This is a genomic window from Aeromicrobium sp. S22 (assembly GCF_009661045.1).
Taxonomy (GTDB): domain Bacteria; phylum Actinomycetota; class Actinomycetes; order Propionibacteriales; family Nocardioidaceae; genus Aeromicrobium; species Aeromicrobium yanjiei.
The window spans coordinates 480,345-496,922 of record NZ_WJWV01000002.1 but is presented as its reverse complement, the minus strand read 5'-3'; the positions used below and the strand labels follow the sequence as shown (position 1 = coordinate 496,922).

At 69.9% G+C, this 16,578-nt stretch carries 13 protein-coding genes; 10 read left to right on the top strand and 3 right to left on the bottom strand.

Annotated elements, in window-relative coordinates:
- Positions 1-11 precede the first annotated feature (11 nt).
- The 4 genes from dut to GEV27_RS11065 are packed head-to-tail and all read left to right on the top strand — an operon-like array spanning position 12 to position 2,153.
- Complete coding sequence (gene dut, locus GEV27_RS11080; protein ID WP_153911421.1) at positions 12-479, top strand: dUTP diphosphatase; 468 nt, start codon at positions 12-14, stop codon at positions 477-479.
- Entirely contained in the window at positions 479-1,111 is a 633-nt protein-coding gene (locus GEV27_RS11075) for a DUF3710 domain-containing protein (protein ID WP_153934305.1), read from the top strand. The genes dut and GEV27_RS11075 overlap by 1 nt, the downstream gene beginning before the upstream one ends.
- A gap of 9 nt (positions 1,112-1,120) precedes the next feature.
- Complete coding sequence (locus GEV27_RS11070) at positions 1,121-1,471, top strand: OB-fold nucleic acid binding domain-containing protein (protein WP_153652476.1); 351 nt, start codon at positions 1,121-1,123, stop codon at positions 1,469-1,471.
- 22 nt (positions 1,472-1,493) lie between these two features.
- Positions 1,494-2,153, top strand: coding sequence for a DUF3159 domain-containing protein (locus GEV27_RS11065; RefSeq protein ID WP_153934303.1), 660 nt, complete (start codon positions 1,494-1,496; stop codon positions 2,151-2,153).
- A gap of 77 nt (positions 2,154-2,230) precedes the next feature.
- Here GEV27_RS11065 and GEV27_RS11060 read toward each other — a convergent pair whose 3' ends face one another.
- Entirely contained in the window at positions 2,231-2,893 is a 663-nt protein-coding gene (locus GEV27_RS11060; RefSeq protein ID WP_153652478.1) for a TrkA family potassium uptake protein, read from the bottom strand.
- Positions 2,893-3,540, bottom strand: a complete 648-nt coding sequence (locus GEV27_RS11055) for a TrkA family potassium uptake protein (protein ID WP_153911868.1) — start codon at positions 3,538-3,540, stop codon at positions 2,893-2,895. The genes GEV27_RS11060 and GEV27_RS11055 overlap by 1 nt, the downstream gene beginning before the upstream one ends.
- 96 nt (positions 3,541-3,636) lie before the next feature.
- Here GEV27_RS11055 and GEV27_RS11050 point away from each other — a divergent pair, with 96 nt between their 5' ends.
- The 3 genes from GEV27_RS11050 (at position 3,637) to GEV27_RS11040 (ending at position 8,583) form a co-directional block, all read left to right on the top strand.
- Positions 3,637-5,649: an APC family permease gene (locus tag GEV27_RS11050; RefSeq protein WP_375335590.1), complete on the top strand. Its 2,013-nt coding sequence runs from the start codon at positions 3,637-3,639 to the stop codon at positions 5,647-5,649.
- Positions 5,649-6,872: a class I SAM-dependent RNA methyltransferase gene (locus tag GEV27_RS11045; RefSeq protein ID WP_153934298.1), complete on the top strand. Its 1,224-nt coding sequence runs from the start codon at positions 5,649-5,651 to the stop codon at positions 6,870-6,872. Before GEV27_RS11050 ends, GEV27_RS11045 begins: the two co-directional genes overlap by 1 nt.
- A gap of 124 nt (positions 6,873-6,996) precedes the next feature.
- Entirely contained in the window at positions 6,997-8,583 is a 1,587-nt protein-coding gene (locus tag GEV27_RS11040) for a tannase/feruloyl esterase family alpha/beta hydrolase (RefSeq protein ID WP_153934296.1), read from the top strand.
- Between the two features lie 14 nt (positions 8,584-8,597).
- Here GEV27_RS11040 and GEV27_RS11035 read toward each other — a convergent pair whose 3' ends face one another.
- Positions 8,598-10,073 carry an MDR family MFS transporter gene (locus GEV27_RS11035; RefSeq protein WP_309222190.1) on the bottom strand — a complete coding sequence of 492 codons (1,476 nt, stop codon included), beginning with the start codon at positions 10,071-10,073 and terminating at the stop codon, positions 8,598-8,600.
- Between the two features lie 124 nt (positions 10,074-10,197).
- On the opposite strand from GEV27_RS11035, the gene GEV27_RS11030 reads away from it, so the two are divergent.
- From GEV27_RS11030 to GEV27_RS11020, 3 genes are all read left to right on the top strand, one after another.
- A complete protein-coding gene (locus tag GEV27_RS11030) occupies positions 10,198-10,863 on the top strand; it encodes a TetR/AcrR family transcriptional regulator (protein WP_153652484.1) in 666 nt (221 codons plus the stop codon).
- 31 nt (positions 10,864-10,894) lie between these two features.
- Positions 10,895-13,432 (top strand): SCO7613 C-terminal domain-containing membrane protein, encoded by a 2,538-nt coding sequence (locus tag GEV27_RS11025; RefSeq protein ID WP_153934292.1) that lies wholly within the window; start codon positions 10,895-10,897, stop codon positions 13,430-13,432.
- Between the two features lie 158 nt (positions 13,433-13,590).
- The gene (locus GEV27_RS11020; protein WP_304518464.1) at positions 13,591-16,383 is read left to right on the top strand and encodes an aconitate hydratase; all 2,793 of its coding nucleotides are present in this window, start codon (positions 13,591-13,593) and stop codon (positions 16,381-16,383) included.
- The last annotated feature ends 195 nt before the right edge of the window (positions 16,384-16,578 follow it).

Sequence of the window (16,578 nt, the reverse complement as noted above, 5' to 3'; positions counted from 1 at the left end):
GGGTCGCACCCATGTTCGAGGTGACCGTCACGCGGCTCGACCCGGGGGTGCCGCTCCCCGCGTACGCCCATCCCGGCGATGCCGGGGCCGACCTGGTCACGACGGTCGACGTCGAGCTCGGCCCGGGGGAGCGCGCGCTGGTCCCGACGGGCATCGCACTGGCCCTGCCCGAGGGCCTCGCGGCGTTCGTCCACCCCCGATCCGGCCTCGCGCTGCGCCTCGGGTTGTCGATCGTCAACACTCCCGGCACGATCGACGCGGGCTACCGCGGCGAGATCAAGGTCCTGCTCGTCAACCACGACCCGGCGCAGCCGATCAGGCTGAGCCGGGGCGACCGGATCGCCCAGCTCGTGATCCAGCGGGTCGAGCAGGTCACGTTCGCCGAGGTGGACGCTCTCCCGGAGTCGGTCCGCGGCTCGGGGGGTTACGGTTCAACAGGGGGTCATGCGACCGCCGACATCCAACGAGAGAGCAGCTGATGGCACTCCGCCGCCGCAAGAAGCAGTCCGACGAGACGCCCGACGAGCAGGTCGCCGACGTCGAGGTCGAGGGCGTACGTCACTCGGGTCCGTGGGACGCCAGCGAGAGATCGCCGGGCGACGACCCCGCGTACATCGACCTCGGTGCCCTGCAGGTCCGGGTCCGGGTCGGGCTGAACCTCGAGATGCCCGTCGACGAGAGCGACGACATCGGCTCGGTCGTGTTCGTCACCGACGACTCGGCGCTCGAGCTGCGGGCGTTCGCGGCCAACAAGTCCGGCGGCCTCTGGGACGAGGTGCGCGACGACCTGATCCTCGAGGTCGAGCGGCTCAACGGCGAGTGCGAGCAGGTCGACGGCCCGTTCGGCCCCGAGCTGCACGTACGCGTCCCGGTCCAGGTCGAGGGCGAGGACGGCTTCCAGCCCAGCAGGATCGTCGGCATCGAGGGCCCGCGCTGGCTGCTGCGCGCGACGTTCCTCGGCGATGCGGGCCTCAACCCGAGCGACGAGGGCATCTTGATGGACGCCCTGCGCGACGTCATCGTGGTGCGCGGCGACGAGCCCCGGCTGCTGCGCGAGGCGCTGCTGCTGACGCCTCCGTCGACCAACACCGTCGTGCTGGACGACGAGTAGGATCTGGTCATGGGACGCATCAGCAGGACGCTCGAGCGGTTGTCCTCGGAGCACCAGGAGGCCGGGGAGCTCAAGACCGGCTCCGCCAAGGCCGGTTGCAAGCTCATCGCGTCGGTGCCGGACCGTGCAGTGGTCACGATCCACGGCGTCCTGCGCTCGGTGACGCTGCGTCCGGTCGACGGCGTCACGGCCCTCGAGGCCGAGCTCTACGACGGCTCTGACAGCGTGACCCTCATCTGGCTCGGACGTCGCAAGATCGAGGGCGTCCGAGCGGGACGCCACCTCAAGGCCTCGGGCCGGGTCGGCATGCGCGGCACGACGCGCGTCCTCTACAACCCGCGGTACGAGCTCGACGCGTGAGCCCGATGAGGCGATCCCAGCGATGACCAGCACGCAGGCCACCGTCGAGCAGGTCGTCCGCGCCCAGCTCGCCCGGGCGCTCGGCGGCCCCCGCGGCATCATCGAGGGAGCCGTGCCGACTGCGCTGTTCACGATCTGCTTCCTGATCACCGACGAGATCAAGCTGTCGCTCATCGTGAGCGTCTCGGTGACTGCCGTTCTGCTGCTCATCCGGCTGCTGCAGCGCTCGACGACCCAGTTCGTCCTCAACGCGCTGGTCGGCATCGGCATCGGTGCGGCCTTCGCCTACCGGGCCTCGCGGTCCGGGGGATCGGAGGAGGACGTCGCCCGCGCGGTGTTCACGCCTGGCCTCATCTACAACAGCGTCTACGCCGTCGTCATCATCGTGACGATCCTGGTCGGCTGGCCGATCGTGGGCTTCCTGGTCGGCTCCGTCACGGGCGATCCCACCGCGTGGCACGCCGACAAGGCGATGGTGCGGCTCTGCTCGAGCCTGACCTGGATCCTCGCGATCCCGTGCGTCGTGCGTGTGGCCGTGCAGCTGCCGTTGTGGCTGGATCACCAGATCGGTCTGCTGGGGGCGAGCAAGATCATCCTCGGCTGGCCCCTGCAGCTGGCCGCATTCGCCGCGATGGCCTGGCTGCTGACCCGCAACCGCACCCCCATCAAGCTCGACGGCTGACCCCCCGCCCAGATTTGCGCCCTCCTGCACGTTTTCCCGGGGCAAAACGGTGCAGGAGTCCGCAAATCTGGGTGGGGTCAGTGCTTGGGGGAGAGCAGCTCGCCGAGGTGGTCCTCGGCCTCCTCGGGCGTCACGAACAGCAGCTCGTCGCCGGACTCGAGCGAACGGTCGCCGTCCGGAGTCTCGATCGAGTTGTCGCGCAGGATCGCCACGAGCACGACGTCGGAGGGCCACGGGACCTCGGCGACCCGCTTGCCGACGTACGGCGAGTTGGCCGGCATGGTCAGCTCGACCAACGTCGTGTTGCTCTGGCGGAACGTGAACAGCCGCACCAGGTCGCCGACCGTCACGGCCTCCTCGACCAGCGCCGACATCAGGCGCGGTGTCGAGACCGAGACGTCCACGCCCCAGGACTCGCTGAACAGCCACTCGTTGCTCGGGTGGTTGACGCGGCCGACCGTGCGGGGGACTGCGAACTCGGTCTTGGCCAGCAGCGAGATGACCAGGTTGGCCTTGTCGTCACCGGTCGCAGCGATGACGACGTCGGACGACTCGAGCTGGGCCTCCGTCAGCGAGGAGAGCTCGCACGCATCGGCGAGCAGCCACTGAGCCTCGGGCACGAGCTCGGCTCGGATCGACGCGGGGGACTTGTCGATCAGGAGCACCGAGTGCCCGTTGCCGATGAGCTCCTGGGCGATCGAGCGCCCGACGGCGCCCGCTCCCGCGATCACGACGCGCATCATCCGGCCTCCGGTCCTGCGTCGAGTGCGGCGTGGGAGCTCTCGGCGGTCGACTCGAGCATGAACAGGCTCAAGTAGTCGCCCTCCTGGATCACCGTGTCAGGCTGCGCGATCAGGCCCGCGCCGAGCCGGGTGAGGTAGGCGACGCGGACGCTCGCGGTGGCCTCCAGCTCGGCGATGCGGTGGCCGACCCAGCTGAACGGGGCGTAGACCGTGTCGAGGCGGACGTCGCCGGACTGGTCGCGCCAGGCCGGCTCGGATCCCGCGGGCACGAGCCGGCGGAGCACCTGGTCGGCTGCCCACGGCACGGTGGCGACGGTCGGCACGCCGAGCCGCTCGTAGACCTCGGCTCGTCCCGGGTCGTAGATGCGCGCGACCACGTTCTCGATCTTGAACTGCTCACGGGCCACCCGCGCGGAGATGATGTTGGAGTTGTCACCGCTCGAGACGGCCGCGAAGGCGTCGGCACGCTCGATGCCCGCCTTCTTCAGCACCTCGCGGTCGAAGCCCATCCCGGTGACGGTGATGCCGCTGAAACCCGGACCCAGACGACGGAACGCGTCGGGGTTCGTGTCGATGACGGCGGTGGTGTGGCCGCGCTGCTCGAGGCTGCGCGTGAGAGTCGATCCGACCCGTCCGCAACCCATGATCACGATGTGCACGGAGGCGACGCTACACCGGCAAAGGGCTCCCCGTGTGCGCCAGTCGGTGAGATGCCCACCGCAGGTCTAGCATCGACTCTCGTGGGAGTCACCGAGGTCACCAAACGGGCGCTGGTCGGCCGCAAGCTCCGCAGCACCCAGCTGGGGGAGACCCTCCTGCCGAAGCGGATCGCGCTGCCGGTCTTCGCCAGCGATGCGCTGTCCTCGGTCGCGTACGCCCCGGACGAGATCTTCTTGACGTTGTCGCTCGGCGGGCTGTCCGCGTACGCGTTCAACTGGAAGATCGGCATCGCCGTGACCCTGGTGCTGCTGACCGTCGTCGCGTCGTACCGCCAGAACGTCCACGCGTACCCCAGCGGCGGCGGCGACTACGAGGTCGCGACGGTCAACCTCGGCCCCACGGCCGGGCTCACCGTGGGCAGCGCGCTGCTGGTGGACTACGTGCTCACGGTCGCGGTCTCGATCTCCTCGGGGGTGCAGAACGCGACCTCGGCCCTGCCCTGGCTGAACGGGCACGAGGCCACGGCTGCGTCGGTGCTCGTCATCGTGCTGATGGCGATGAACCTGCGCGGGACGAAGGAGTCGGGCAAGGCGTTCGCGGTGCCCACGTATCTGTTCATGGCCGCGATCTTGATGATGGGCCTGTGGGGCTACTCCCGCTACCTGTTCGGCGACCTGCCGGAGGCGCCGAGCGCAGGCTTCGACATCGCGCCCGAGGGGCAGTTCGAGCAGGGGCTCACGGGCGTCGCGATGGTGTTCCTGCTGGCGCGCGCGTTCTCGTCGGGCTGCGCGGCGCTGACGGGGGTCGAGGCGATCAGCAACGGCGTCCCGGCGTTCAAGAAGCCCAAGAGCAAGAACGCCGCCACGACCCTGCTGCTGCTGGGATCGCTCGCGATCGCGATGCTGATGAGCATCATCGTGCTGGCCGACCTGATGAAGCTGCGCTTCGTGGAGGACCCCGCGACCCAGCTGCTGCGTCCCGATGGCAGCCCCGCCGGGGACAGCTACACGCAGGACACCGTGATCGGTCAGCTCGCCAAGACCCTCTACAGCGACTTCACGCCGCTGTTCTACTTCACGATCGCGTGCACCGGCATCATCCTCATCCTGGCCGCCAACACCGCGTTCAACGGCTTCCCGGTGCTCGGGTCGATCCTCGCGCGCGACGGCTTCCTGCCGCGCCAGCTCGACACCCGCGGCGACCGCCTCACGTTCAGCAACGGCATCATCGTGCTCGCCCTCGCGGCGATCGTGCTGATCCAGGCGTTCGACGCCGAGGTCACCAAGCTCATCCAGCTCTACATCGTGGGCGTCTTCGTCTCGTTCAACCTCAGCCAGCTCGGCATGATCAGGCACTGGAACAGGCACCTCGCGGCCGAGACGGATCCTCACGAGCGCACGCGCATGAAGCGGTCGCGGGCGGTCAACACGATCGGGCTGGCGATGACCGCGACGGTGCTCGTCATCGTGCTGCTGACCAAGTTCCTCGCCGGTGCCTGGATCGCGATCGTGGCGATGATCGGGGTCTTCGTGCTGATGCGCGCGATCAACCGGCACTACACCCGCGTCGCCGGCGAGCTCGCAATCGACGACTCCGACGTGACCCTGCCGTCGCGAGTCCACGCGATCGTCCTGGTCAGCAGGCTGCACAAGCCCACGATGCGTGCGCTCACGTACGCCCGCGTGTCCCGTCCGAACACGCTCGAGGCGCTGACCGTCGGCTTCGACCCCGACCAGACCGCTAACCTGATGAAGCAGTGGGAGGACCTCAAGATCCCCGTGCCGCTCAAGGTCGTCGACTCGCCCTACCGCGAGCTGGTGCGTCCCGTGGTGCGCTACGTCAAGGAGCTGCGCAAGTCCGGCCCCCGCGACATCATCACGGTCTACATCCCCGAGTACGTGGTCGGCCACTGGTGGGAGCAGCTGCTGCACAACCAGACCGCCCTGCGATTGAAAGGACGTTTGTTGTTCGTGCCCGGAGTCATGGTGACCAGCGTTCCCTACCAGCTGAGCTCGGCCCGTCACGCGAGGAAGAAGCTGGCGCAGGAACGTCCGGCACCGGGTGACGTCCGACGCGGGTTCCGGAGCCGATGATGGCGATCGAAGCCGTCGTCGACATCGGCCCGATCGCCCACGGCGGCCACTGCGTCGCACGCCTGGACGGCCAGGTCGTGTTCGTCCGGCACACCCTGCCGGGCGAGAAGGTGCGCATCCGGGTGACCGAGGAGACCAAGACGTTCCTGCGCGCCGACGCGATCGAGGTCATCGAGGCCGCCCCGGGACGGGTCGTGCCGCCGTGCCCGTGGGCCGGGCCCGGAAAGTGCGGAGGATGCGACTTCCAGCACGTCGACCCCGCGGTCCAGCGTGAGCTGCTCGGCGACGTCGTCCGCGAGCAGCTGCGCCGCCTGGCGGGCCTGCAGTGGGACGGTGCGGTCGAGGCGGTCGACCCCGACGCCCTCGGCTGGCGTACGCGCGTGCAGTTCGCGGTCGACGAGGACGGGCGCCCCGGACTGCGCCGCCACCGCTCGCACGAGATCGTGCCCGTGGACCGCTGCCTCATCGCCCACCCCGACCTGCCGCAGGTGCTGGGGCGCACGTGGGACGCGGAGGCGGTCGAGGCGATCGTGTCCTCGACGGGTGACCGGCTGCTCGTGACCGACGCCAGCATCAGCGACGAGGTCGAGGCCGAGGTGGACGGCGTCGTCGCGATGGACGGCACGACCCGCGGCGGCCGAGGCGCGGTCACCGAGCGGGTGCGCACCGCTGACTTCCGGGTCAGCGGCTCGGGCTTCTGGCAGGTGCACCCGCAGGCGGCGGCCACCTTGGTCGACGCGGTGCTCGCGGCCGCCGACGTGCGGCCCGGCGACACGGTTCTCGATCTCTACGCGGGCGTCGGCCTGTTCACGACCTTCCTCGCCGAGCAGACGGGGGAGGGCGGCACCGTCCTCAGCGTCGAGTCCGATCCGGGCGCGTCCCGCGACGCCCGCCGCAATCTGCACGACCTCGCGCAGGTGAGGCTCGTGGGGGAGACCGTCGAGCGGGCGCTGCGCCAGCACGCCCTCGGTGATCGCGCGGACGTCGTGGTCCTCGACCCGCCGCGCACGGGCGCGAAGAAGGCCGTGGCCGACATCGCTGCCCTGGAGCCGCGCCGCATCGTCTACGTCGCGTGCGACCCGGCCGCGCTGGCGCGCGACCTCGCGTCATTCGCGAGCAAGGGCTACGTCCTCACCGACCTGCGCGCGTTCGACCTGTTCCCGATGACCCAGCACGTCGAGTGCGTCGCGCTGCTGGAGAGGGTCGATTCCGACCTGGGGTGATCCGAGCCGTCGTCAGGCGGAACGATGCTGGTGACCGTTGACTTCGTGTCATGCCGGTTTTACCGTGATCTCAAGGTCGCGGTGCCTCAGCGACGTTCCGCCCAGCGAAACATCGGAGTCCCTCGTGCGACACGCCCTACGTCTTCTCAGCGGGATGGCCGTCGCGGCCGGTCTGGTCGTCGCCGGGTCACCCGGTCCCGCCGTCGCCCATGATCGTCCCGCGACACGAACCGACTGCTCCACCGCCGCGATCGGCAACCTGAGTCGCGCCGTCGGACACCGGACGGTGGTCACGTCCGCGACCGCTGGCCGCACCGCCGCCGGCACGCCCTACTGCGACGTACGCGCGAGCGTCACGGTCCGCGCCGGCGACGCCAGCACCTCCGTGATCCAGCTGCGCCTGGCCGCGCCGACCGACTGGAACCGCCGCTACGTCCAGCAGGGTGGCGGCGGCTTCTGCGGCAGCATCCCGACCGCTGGCACGTCAGGCGACGCCAGCGTCGACCTCGGGTACGCGGTCGCCTCCGACGACACCGGCCACGTCGGGAGCGGGTCCGACGCCTCGTTCGCGTTCAACAACACTGCGGCCCAGAAGACCTGGGGCTACCTCTCGGAACACCTGACCGCGCTGGCCGCCAAGGCTGCGCTCACAAAGCTGACCCGCCATGCACCCGCGTACTCCTACTTCGTGGGTTGCTCGACCGGTGGCCGGCAGGCCCTGATCGAGGCGCAGCGCTGGCCGCACGACTTCGACGGGATCGTGGCCGGTGCGCCGGCCAACCGGCAGAACTACCTGGCTCCTCTCTCCCAGGGGGTGAGGGAGTTGCAGAACCGGGACGCGAGCTTCCGGCAGATCGTCGACGCGGACGCCGCCGCGTTGGTCGCCCGAGGCGTGCAGGAGGCCTGCGACGGGCCGGTCGCCGACGGTGTGGTCGACGATCCGCGCACCTGCCGGTTCAACCCGGCGACGCTGCTCTGCCCGGATGGCGGGGCCGCGACGGGGTGTCTCAGTGCTGCGCAGGTCGCTGTGGTGAAGAAGTGGTACGACAGCCCGCGCGACGACCGGGGCCGCGAGCTGTACCCCGGTGGGCTTCCTCGGGGCTCGGAGGGCGGCTGGGTCGGTGCCGACATCAGCACCTCGCCGACCGGCCTCAGCGGTGGCGGTGCGTTCGCCGAGCAAGCCCTGCGCTATCTGGCGTTCCCGTCCGACCCCGGGCCGGACTACTCGCTGCGGGACTTCGATCCGAACCGGGACGCAGCCCGGCTGAGCACGCTGGCGAACGTCTACAACGCCGACACCACCAACCTCGATGCGTTCCGCCGCTCGGGCGGAAAGTTGATGATCTACCACGGCCTCGCCGACCCGCTGATCACTCCGTTCGGCACCATCCAGTACTACGAGGACGTGGTTCGACGCTACGGCTCGCTGGCCCGCACCCAGCAGTTCGCGCGGTTGTACCTGCTGCCCGGCGTGTACCACTGCGGCGGCGGGCCCGGTGCCGACCAGGTCGACTGGCTCCGCGACATCCGCGCCTGGACCGAGCGGGGCAAGGCGCCCACCTCGGTGCTGGCCAGCAAGGTCGCCACCGGGAGCACCACGATGGAACGTCCGGTGTACGCATACCCCCTGCGAGCGCGCTACGACGGCACGGGTGACCCGGACACGGCGGCCAGCTGGCGGCCGGTGCTCGGCCCGCGCGGCCGGCACTGACGCCGTCGCTGGACCTAGTGCCCGACGACCTGGGGTGACGGCTCCTCGACGTCGGCAGGCCTGCGCACGAACAGGGTGAGCGCGACGGCCACGGTGGCGATGACCGCCCCGACGAGGAATGCGCTGTGCACCCCGGCAGCCAGCGCCTCGGCGGGGCCGTCACCGGCATCCTCGGCCCGCCTGGTGCCGAGCGACATGAGCGTGATGAACAGCGCGGTGCCGGCGGCGCCCGCGACCTGCTGGAGGGTGCTCATGACCGCGCTGCCGTGGGAGTACAGGGCGCGGGGGAGGGAGCCGAGTGCCGAGGTGAGGAGCGGGGTGAAGACGAAGCCGAGTCCGAGGTTGAGGACCATGTAGACGAGCACGATCCACCAGATCTCGGTGTCCATGTCGAACGTGGTCATGCCCCACAGGGCAACGGCGGCGACGCTCATCCCGGGCAGCACCAACGGCCGGGGTCCGAAGCGATCGAAGAGCGCGCCGACGATCGGCGCGATCACGCCCATGAGGACGCCGCCGGGCAGCATCATCAGGCCCACCTCGAGGGTGTCGAGCCCAAGAGCGTCCTGCAGGAACAGCGGCAGGAGGATGAGGGAGCCGAACAGTGCCGCCATCACGACGACGACGAGCGCGACGGCGAGGCTGAAGGAGCGCGAGGCGAAGGTGCGCAGGTCGAGGAAGGCGGTGTCGGTCTTCTGCAGAGACAGCTGGCGCAGCACGAACACGCCGAGCGCGACGGCGCCGACGACGAGCGGAACCCAGAACGAGACGGGCGTGTCGCCCGAGGCTGACTCGCCGATGAGGCTGAGGCCGTAGATGGAACCGCCGAAGCCGATCGCGGCGAGCACGGCCGACAGCGGGTCGAACGTGGCGTGCGAGGTCTCGGTGACGTTGCGCACCCACACCGCACCGAGCGCGATGGCGAGCAGCGCGATGGGCAGCACCAGCCAGAACATCCAGCGCCAGTCCAGGGCCGACAGGACGACCCCGGCCACCGTCGGTCCGATCGCCGGGGCCACGGCGATGACGATCGTGATGACGCCCATCATGCGGCCGCGCCGCTCGGGCGCCACGACGTTGAGCACGGTGGTGAACAGCAGGGGGATCATGATCGCGGTGCCGGAGGCCTGGACCACACGCCCGGCGAGCAGCATTTCGAAGCCGGGGGAGAGCGCCGCGATCAGGGTCCCGGTGGCGAACAGGGACATCGCCGTGAAGAACAGCCCTCGCAGCGGGAACCGAGCCAGCAGGTAGCCGGTGCACGGGATCACGATCGCCATGGTGAGCAGGAATCCGGTGGTCAACCACTGCGCGGTGGCCGCGGTGATGTCGAGGTCGGTCATGAGCCGGGGCAGGGCTACGCCCATGATCGTCTCGTTCAGGATGACGACGAAGGCCGACCCCACGAGCAGGGCGATCACCGGGCCGGTGCGGTGAGTGAGGGCGCCGGTGGAGGGCGAGGTGGTCTGGTGGTTCTGCTCGAGCGTCACGAAGGGCTTTCTGTCGACCGGGCTGGCGAAGGGGCGCATGGCGCGTCGGAAAATCGGCCAGAGCGCCGTCGCCACTATATGGCAGCGACTGCCACTTTTCTCGGCAGGGTGCGAGGATGGGCGGGTGAGCGACTTCGACACCCACGGCGGTCTGCGCGAGCTGCGACGTCGCGAGACCCGTCGCGACATCTGCGATGCTGCGATCGAGCTCTTCGAGCGCCAGGGGGTGTCGGCCACGACGGTGGAGGAGATCTCCGAGGCGGCCGGCATCGCTCCACGCACCTTCTATCGCCACGCAGTGACGAAGGAGAACGCCTTGTTCGTCGACGACGACTCGATGGAGCGACTCGTGGCGAGCGTGCGGGCCGTCGATCAGACGGCGCCCGCCGTGATCCGGGCGATCGAGCAGGCCTGCCTCGCAAGCATCGATGCCCTGGATGCGGAGTCCCCCGAGGGCCACGCCCGCATCCTGCGGGCGCGCCGCCTCGTTCTCGCCGACCCGGGCCTGCTCGCGCGCGCTCTCACCCGTGAGGACGAGCAGGTGCAGGAGCTCACGACCATGGTGCTGCGCGCCAACTGCGACCCCGACGTCGACGAGATCCACGCCCGCGCCGTCGTCACTGCGATCAGCACCACTCTGCGCTTGGCCTACGACGAGTGGGCGCGCCGCGCCGAGCGCGGCGAGACGGTGTCGATGCGGTCTCTCTACCTGCAGGTGCGCACGGTGCTCATCGACCATTTCGCGGGCGCGGACTCAACGACAGGGGCCGACACGCTGGGCGCAACTTGAGTCTGGCTGTCACACACGCCATGGTGTGGCCATGCGCTTCGCCGACCCTCACGCCTGCCCGGACTGCCGAGGAGTGATCGCCGGTGAACCGGCGTGCCCTCACTGCGGCCTCGACCTGAGCTCGCTCGAGGTGCGCCAGCTGTGGCAGGTGCTCCTTCAGGCGGACGACCTGCTGGCACGGGCGGGCCGGCGTCGGGTGGCGCGACAGCCGGTCCCTCAGGGTGCTCCCACGCCGCCGTTCCAGCCCTCGCCGGTCCAGCCCTCGCCGGTCCAACCGCCGCCGGTCCAGCAGCAGCCGTTCACCCCGCCGCCGGGCGGCCCCGGTTTCCCGTCCTACCCGGCGCCCCCGCAGCCGTCCGTGGCATCGTCCAAGCCGTGGCCGGTCGGGACCATCCTGCTCGTGCTGGGCGCCTTCGGCCTCGTCGTCGCGGGCACGATCTTCGTGACCCGGTCGTGGGAGGACCTCGGCCTGGCCGGTCGGACGCTGATCCTCATCGCCGTGACCGCCGTGATGGGCGCCCTCGGCGTCTGGGTCACGCGTCGTCCTCTGCGCGCATCCGCCGAAGCCGTCTGGTCGGTGTTCCTGGCGTTGCTCACGCTCGACTTCTTCGCGGCCCGCCACGAGGGCCTGGTCGGTCTCGGGTCGCTCGACGTCGCCGCTGCCTGGCTCGTGTGGGGCGTCGTCCTGCTGGCGCTGGCCGTGGCGATCGCACTCTGGGCGCGACCCCACCTCTCCGTGGTCCTGGCGACTGCGGTGGTCGCGGGTGGCGCCGGGATCGTCGGCGCCGGCTTCGGCGCCGGGGGGGTCGTCGACGACATCGGCTTTGCTTGGCGAGCGGTCATCGCCCTGGTCGTCGTCGGAGTGCTGGCCCTGCTGACGCGGCCGGCCGATCTCGCGGCCCTGACCATCGTGGCGCGCCTGGTCGTGGCGGCGTTCTTCGTCTATGCCTACATCGCGGCACTCGTGGAGCTGGGGGCACACCCGGCGATCGGCGACGTGCTGGCGGGCGGACACGGGGTCCCGATGATGCTCATGGCGGTCGCGGCATTCGTGATCGCCGCGGTGGTCCCGATCGTGCGCTTCCCTGCCACGGCGCTGGCCGTGCTGGCTGTCGTCGCCCTCGTCGTGGTGCCGACTGCGGACGGCGCGAGCGACGAGGTCATCGCCTCCACCGTTGCCCTCCTTGCCGCTGTGCTCGCGGCGTTCGGGATCCGCGGGACCGACGACTGGATGCGCGGGGTACGAGTGGCTGCGCTGCCCGTGATCGTCGCCGTCGCGCTGATGCACCTGGCCTTGCTGGGCGAGGTCGGTGGCGTCATCGGCCTGATCCTGCAGGATCCCTGGGCTCTGCAGTGGAACAACCGCCTCGACGTCGCGAGCGTCGAGAACCACGAGCTGTGGGCGGTGCCCGTCGTCCTCGCCGGTCTCCTCGTCGTCGCGTGGGCGCTCCCGCGGTGGCCGGAGGCGTCGGGCCTGCGTCGCCACGCGACGTCGATCATGACGGTCGTGGCCGCGCTGGGCGCGATCGAGGCCGTCGTGGCACTGCGCCTGCCCGTGTGGGCGGTCGCTGCCGTGCTGCTGGCGCTGGCCCTGGTCGCCCTGGCCCTGCGGGTGCGCGAGGCCGTGATCGCGGCCGGACCGGTCGCCCTGCTCCTGGTCCTGACCGCCTCGACCCTCGCCGGGGCCTCGCACGGGGTGTCGAGCGCGACGTGGCTCGCGGGCGCGGCGATCCTGGCCCCCCTCGCGATCATGAAGGGCCCCGACGTCATGCGCGTGCTGAGCGGTGTCGTCGCCGGATGGCTGGCGGTCGCCGGAGTCGGGTCGCTGGTGGGTCAGATCGACCTGGACGAGACGATCACGGCGCTCGTGGTGCTCGGTGTGGGCCTCACACTGGTGGCCGTCGCGAACCTGCGCCTCCCGGAGCACCCCGCCCGCGTGCCGCTCGAGCTCGCCGGCGCCGCAGGCGTCGTGGTGGGTCTGGCCGTCCCCGGGTCGACGGGGGAGATGGCGGTGCGCTGGACCTTGGTCGGTGCCGTCCTCGTCGCCCTCGGCCTCAGCGTGGCCGGTCGACGTTGGTACGTCTGGCCGGGTGGTGTCTCGCTGCTGATCGCGTACGTGCTGCTCATCGTCGAGAGTGGCTCCTCGTTCGTGGAGGCCTACACGCTCCCGCTCGGCGTTGTCGCCCTCGCGATCGGCGTGCACCAGACCCTCCGGGGCTCCGGGACGAGCACGTGGGCGACCCTCGGCCCGGGACTGGCGCTCGCGCTGCTGCCGAGCGTCCCGCAGGCGCTGGCCGACCCGACCGATCTGCGCGCGCTGCTCCTCGGAGCGGGCGCGGTGGTCGCGCTGGCTGCCGGCGTGCGACTGAGCTGGCAGGCGCCGTTCGTCGCCGGCACCTCGATCCTGGCGCTGCTGGTGCTGTGCAACATCGGTCCGTACGCGAACGCGGCGCCGCGCGTGCTCCTGATCGCCGCCGTCAGTGCGGTGCTCCTGGGCGTCGGCATCACGTGGGAGGACCGGGTCCGGGACGGCCGCAGGGTCGTCGGTTACGTGCGCTCGATGCGGTAGCGGCGGCGCGTCGCGGTGCTCGGCCTCTCGACATCATGTATCTTGATATCAAGACAAATCCGAACACGAGGTTTCTGACCCCGGGTTAGGCGAGCCTGACCGTGCGACTCACGTCGTCTCTGGGCAGGATGGAAGCCGACCCGCGAAGGAGAATGACGATGGCCGTCGACAGCTTCAACTCAAAGGACTCCCTCACTGTCGGGGATGCCTCCTATGACTACTACCGCCTGGGCGCGGTGGAGGGCGACGGACTCGATGTCGCGTCGCTCCCGTTCAGCCTCAAGGTCCTCCTCGAGTCGCTGCTGCGCACCGAGGACGGCTCTGACATCACCAAGGCCGACATCGAGGCACTCGCCTCCTGGGACGCGAACGCCGAGCCCAGCAAGGAGATCCAGTTCACGCCCGCCCGCGTGATCATGCAGGACTTCACCGGCGTGCCCTGTGTCGTCGACCTCGCCACGATGCGCGAGGCCATGGCCGACCTCGGCGGCGACGCGACCAAGATCAACCCGCTCGCTCCCGCCGAGCTGGTCATCGACCACTCGGTCATCGCCGACGTCTTCGGCACGCCCGAGGCGTTCGAGCGCAACGTCGAGATCGAGTACGAGCGCAACCGTGAGCGCTACCAGTTCCTGCGCTGGGGCCAGGGCGCGTTCGCGGACTTCAAGGTCGTCCCCCCGGGCACCGGCATCGTCCACCAGGTCAACATCGAGAAGCTCGCGCGCGTCGTGTTCGACAAGAACGGCACGGTCTACCCGGACTCCTGCGTCGGCACCGACTCGCACACCACGATGGTCAACGGTCTGGGCGTCGTCGGCTGGGGCGTCGGCGGCATCGAGGCCGAGGCGGCCATGCTCGGCCAGCCGATCAGCATGCTGATCCCGCGCGTCGTGGGCTTCAAGCTCTCCGGCGAGCTGCCGCAGGGTGCCACCGCGACCGACCTCGTGCTCGTCATCACCGAGATGCTGCGCCAGCACGGCGTGGTCGGCAAGTTCGTGGAGTTCTACGGCTCCGGCGTCGGCGCCGTCCCGCTGGCCAACCGCGCCACGATCGGCAACATGAGCCCCGAGTACGGCTCGACCATCGCGGTCTTCCCGATCGACGACGAGACCACCAAGTACATGCGCCTCACCGGCCGCGACGAGCAGCAGATCGCGCTGGTCGAGGAGTACGCCAAGGCGCAGGGCCTGTGGCACGACCCCGAGCACGAGGCTCGCTACTCCGAGTACCTCGAGCTCGACCTGGGTGACGTCGTCCCGTCGATCGCCGGCCCGAAGCGTCCCCAGGACCGCGTCTCGCTGACCGAGAGCAAGGGCTCGTTCCGCACCGCGCTGGCCGACTACACCGAGCAGGACCTCAACGGCTACGACGAGGCCGTCGACGAGTCCTTCCCGGCCTCCGACGTGCCCAGCAGCACCGACGACGGCCAGGGCGGCGACAAGCCGAACGCCCCCGCCCCGTCGGGCGCCGGACGTCCGAGCAACCCGCAGATGGTGACGCTCGAGGACGGCACGTCGTTCGAGGTCGACCACGGCGCCGTCACGATCGCCGCGATCACGTCGTGCACCAACACGTCCAACCCGTCGGTCATGATCGGCGCGGGCCTGCTGGCCAAGAAGGCCGTCGAGAAGGGCCTGCAGCGCAAGCCGTGGGTCAAGACGACGCTGGCACCGGGCTCGAAGGTCGTCACCGAGTACTACGAGAAGTCCGGCCTGAACGTCTACCTGGACAAGCTCGGCTTCAACCTCGTCGGCTACGGCTGCACGACCTGCATCGGCAACTCCGGTCCGCTGATCCCCGAGGTCAGCAAGGCCGTCAACGACGGCGACCTCGCGGTCACCGCCGTGCTGTCGGGCAACCGCAACTTCGAGGGTCGCATCAACCCCGACATCAAGATGAACTACCTCGCGTCCCCGCCCCTGGTCATCGCGTACGCGCTGGCCGGCTCGATGGACGTCGACCTGTTCAACGAGCCGCTGGGCCAGGACCAGGACGGCAACGACGTCTTCATGAAGGACATCTGGCCGTCGCCGCAGGAGGTCGAGGACGTCATCGCGTCGTCGATCGACTCCGACACGTTCAGCCGTGAGTACGCCGACGTGTTCGCCGGCGACGAGCGCTGGCAGAACCTGCCGACGCCCGACGGCGACGTGTTCGCCTGGGACCCCGAGTCCACCTACGTCCGCAAGGCGCCCTACTTCGACGGGATGGCCCTCGAGCCGTCGCCGGTCGAGGAGGTCACCGGTGCGCGCGTGCTGCTCAAGCTCGGCGACTCGGTCACGACCGACCACATCAGCCCCGCCGGTGCGATCAAGAAGGACAGCCCGGCCGGCAAGTACCTGTCGGAGCACGGCATCGAGCCGCGCGACTTCAACTCGTACGGCTCGCGTCGTGGCAACCACGAGGTCATGATCCGCGGCACCTTCGCCAACATCCGTCTGCGCAACCAGATGGCTCCCGGCACCGAGGGCGGCTACACCCGCAACCTCATCAACGGTGGCGAGGTCACCTCGGTCTTCGAGGCGTCCGAGGCCTACCAGGAGGCCGGCGTCCCGCTGGTCGTCCTGTCGGGCAAGGAGTACGGCTCGGGCTCGTCGCGTGACTGGGCGGCCAAGGGCACCGCGCTCCTGGGCGTCAAGGTCGTCATCGCCGAGTCGTACGAGCGCATCCACCGCTCCAACCTCATCGGCATGGGCGTCCTGCCCCTGCAGTACCCCGAGGGACAGAGCGCCGAGTCGCTCGGCCTGACGGGCGAGGAGACGTTCGACTTCACCGGCATCACCGAGCTCAACGAGGGTCGTACGCCCAAGACGATCCACGTCACGGCGCGCTCCGAGGACGGCTCGACGGTCGAGTTCGACGCGGTCGTGCGCATCGACACGCCGGGCGAGGCGAACTACTACCGCAACGGCGGCATCATGCCGTACGTGCTGCGCAGCCTGCTCGCCTGATCAGTTCTCGCAGGTCAGGGGCATCGCCGACACGGCGGTGCCCCTGATTTTTTCTCACCGCGCCACAAAATGCTGTCCGCGACAACAATTTGTTGTCGCAAGTGCTGGACGTGACCTCTCTCACGCTATACGTTGTGTCGAACAACAAACGCGTTACGTGGACGAAACACGTCGGCCGCGACGCACAACTGGAGG

Coding starts and splice junctions, on each gene's coding strand:
- GEV27_RS11075 (WP_153934305.1), top strand. CDS start 479: ATGGCACTCCGCCGCCGCAAGAAGCAGTCCGACGAGACGCCCGACGAG.
- GEV27_RS11045 (WP_153934298.1), top strand. CDS start 5,649: ATGGCGATCGAAGCCGTCGTCGACATCGGCCCGATCGCCCACGGCGGC.
- dut (WP_153911421.1), top strand. CDS start 12: ATGTTCGAGGTGACCGTCACGCGGCTCGACCCGGGGGTGCCGCTCCCC.
- GEV27_RS11025 (WP_153934292.1), top strand. CDS start 10,895: ATGCGCTTCGCCGACCCTCACGCCTGCCCGGACTGCCGAGGAGTGATC.
- GEV27_RS11055 (WP_153911868.1), bottom strand. CDS start 3,540: ATGGGTTGCGGACGGGTCGGATCGACTCTCACGCGCAGCCTCGAGCAG.
- GEV27_RS11020 (WP_304518464.1), top strand. CDS start 13,591: ATGGCCGTCGACAGCTTCAACTCAAAGGACTCCCTCACTGTCGGGGAT.
- GEV27_RS11070 (WP_153652476.1), top strand. CDS start 1,121: ATGGGACGCATCAGCAGGACGCTCGAGCGGTTGTCCTCGGAGCACCAG.
- GEV27_RS11060 (WP_153652478.1), bottom strand. CDS start 2,893: ATGCGCGTCGTGATCGCGGGAGCGGGCGCCGTCGGGCGCTCGATCGCC.
- GEV27_RS11065 (WP_153934303.1), top strand. CDS start 1,494: ATGACCAGCACGCAGGCCACCGTCGAGCAGGTCGTCCGCGCCCAGCTC.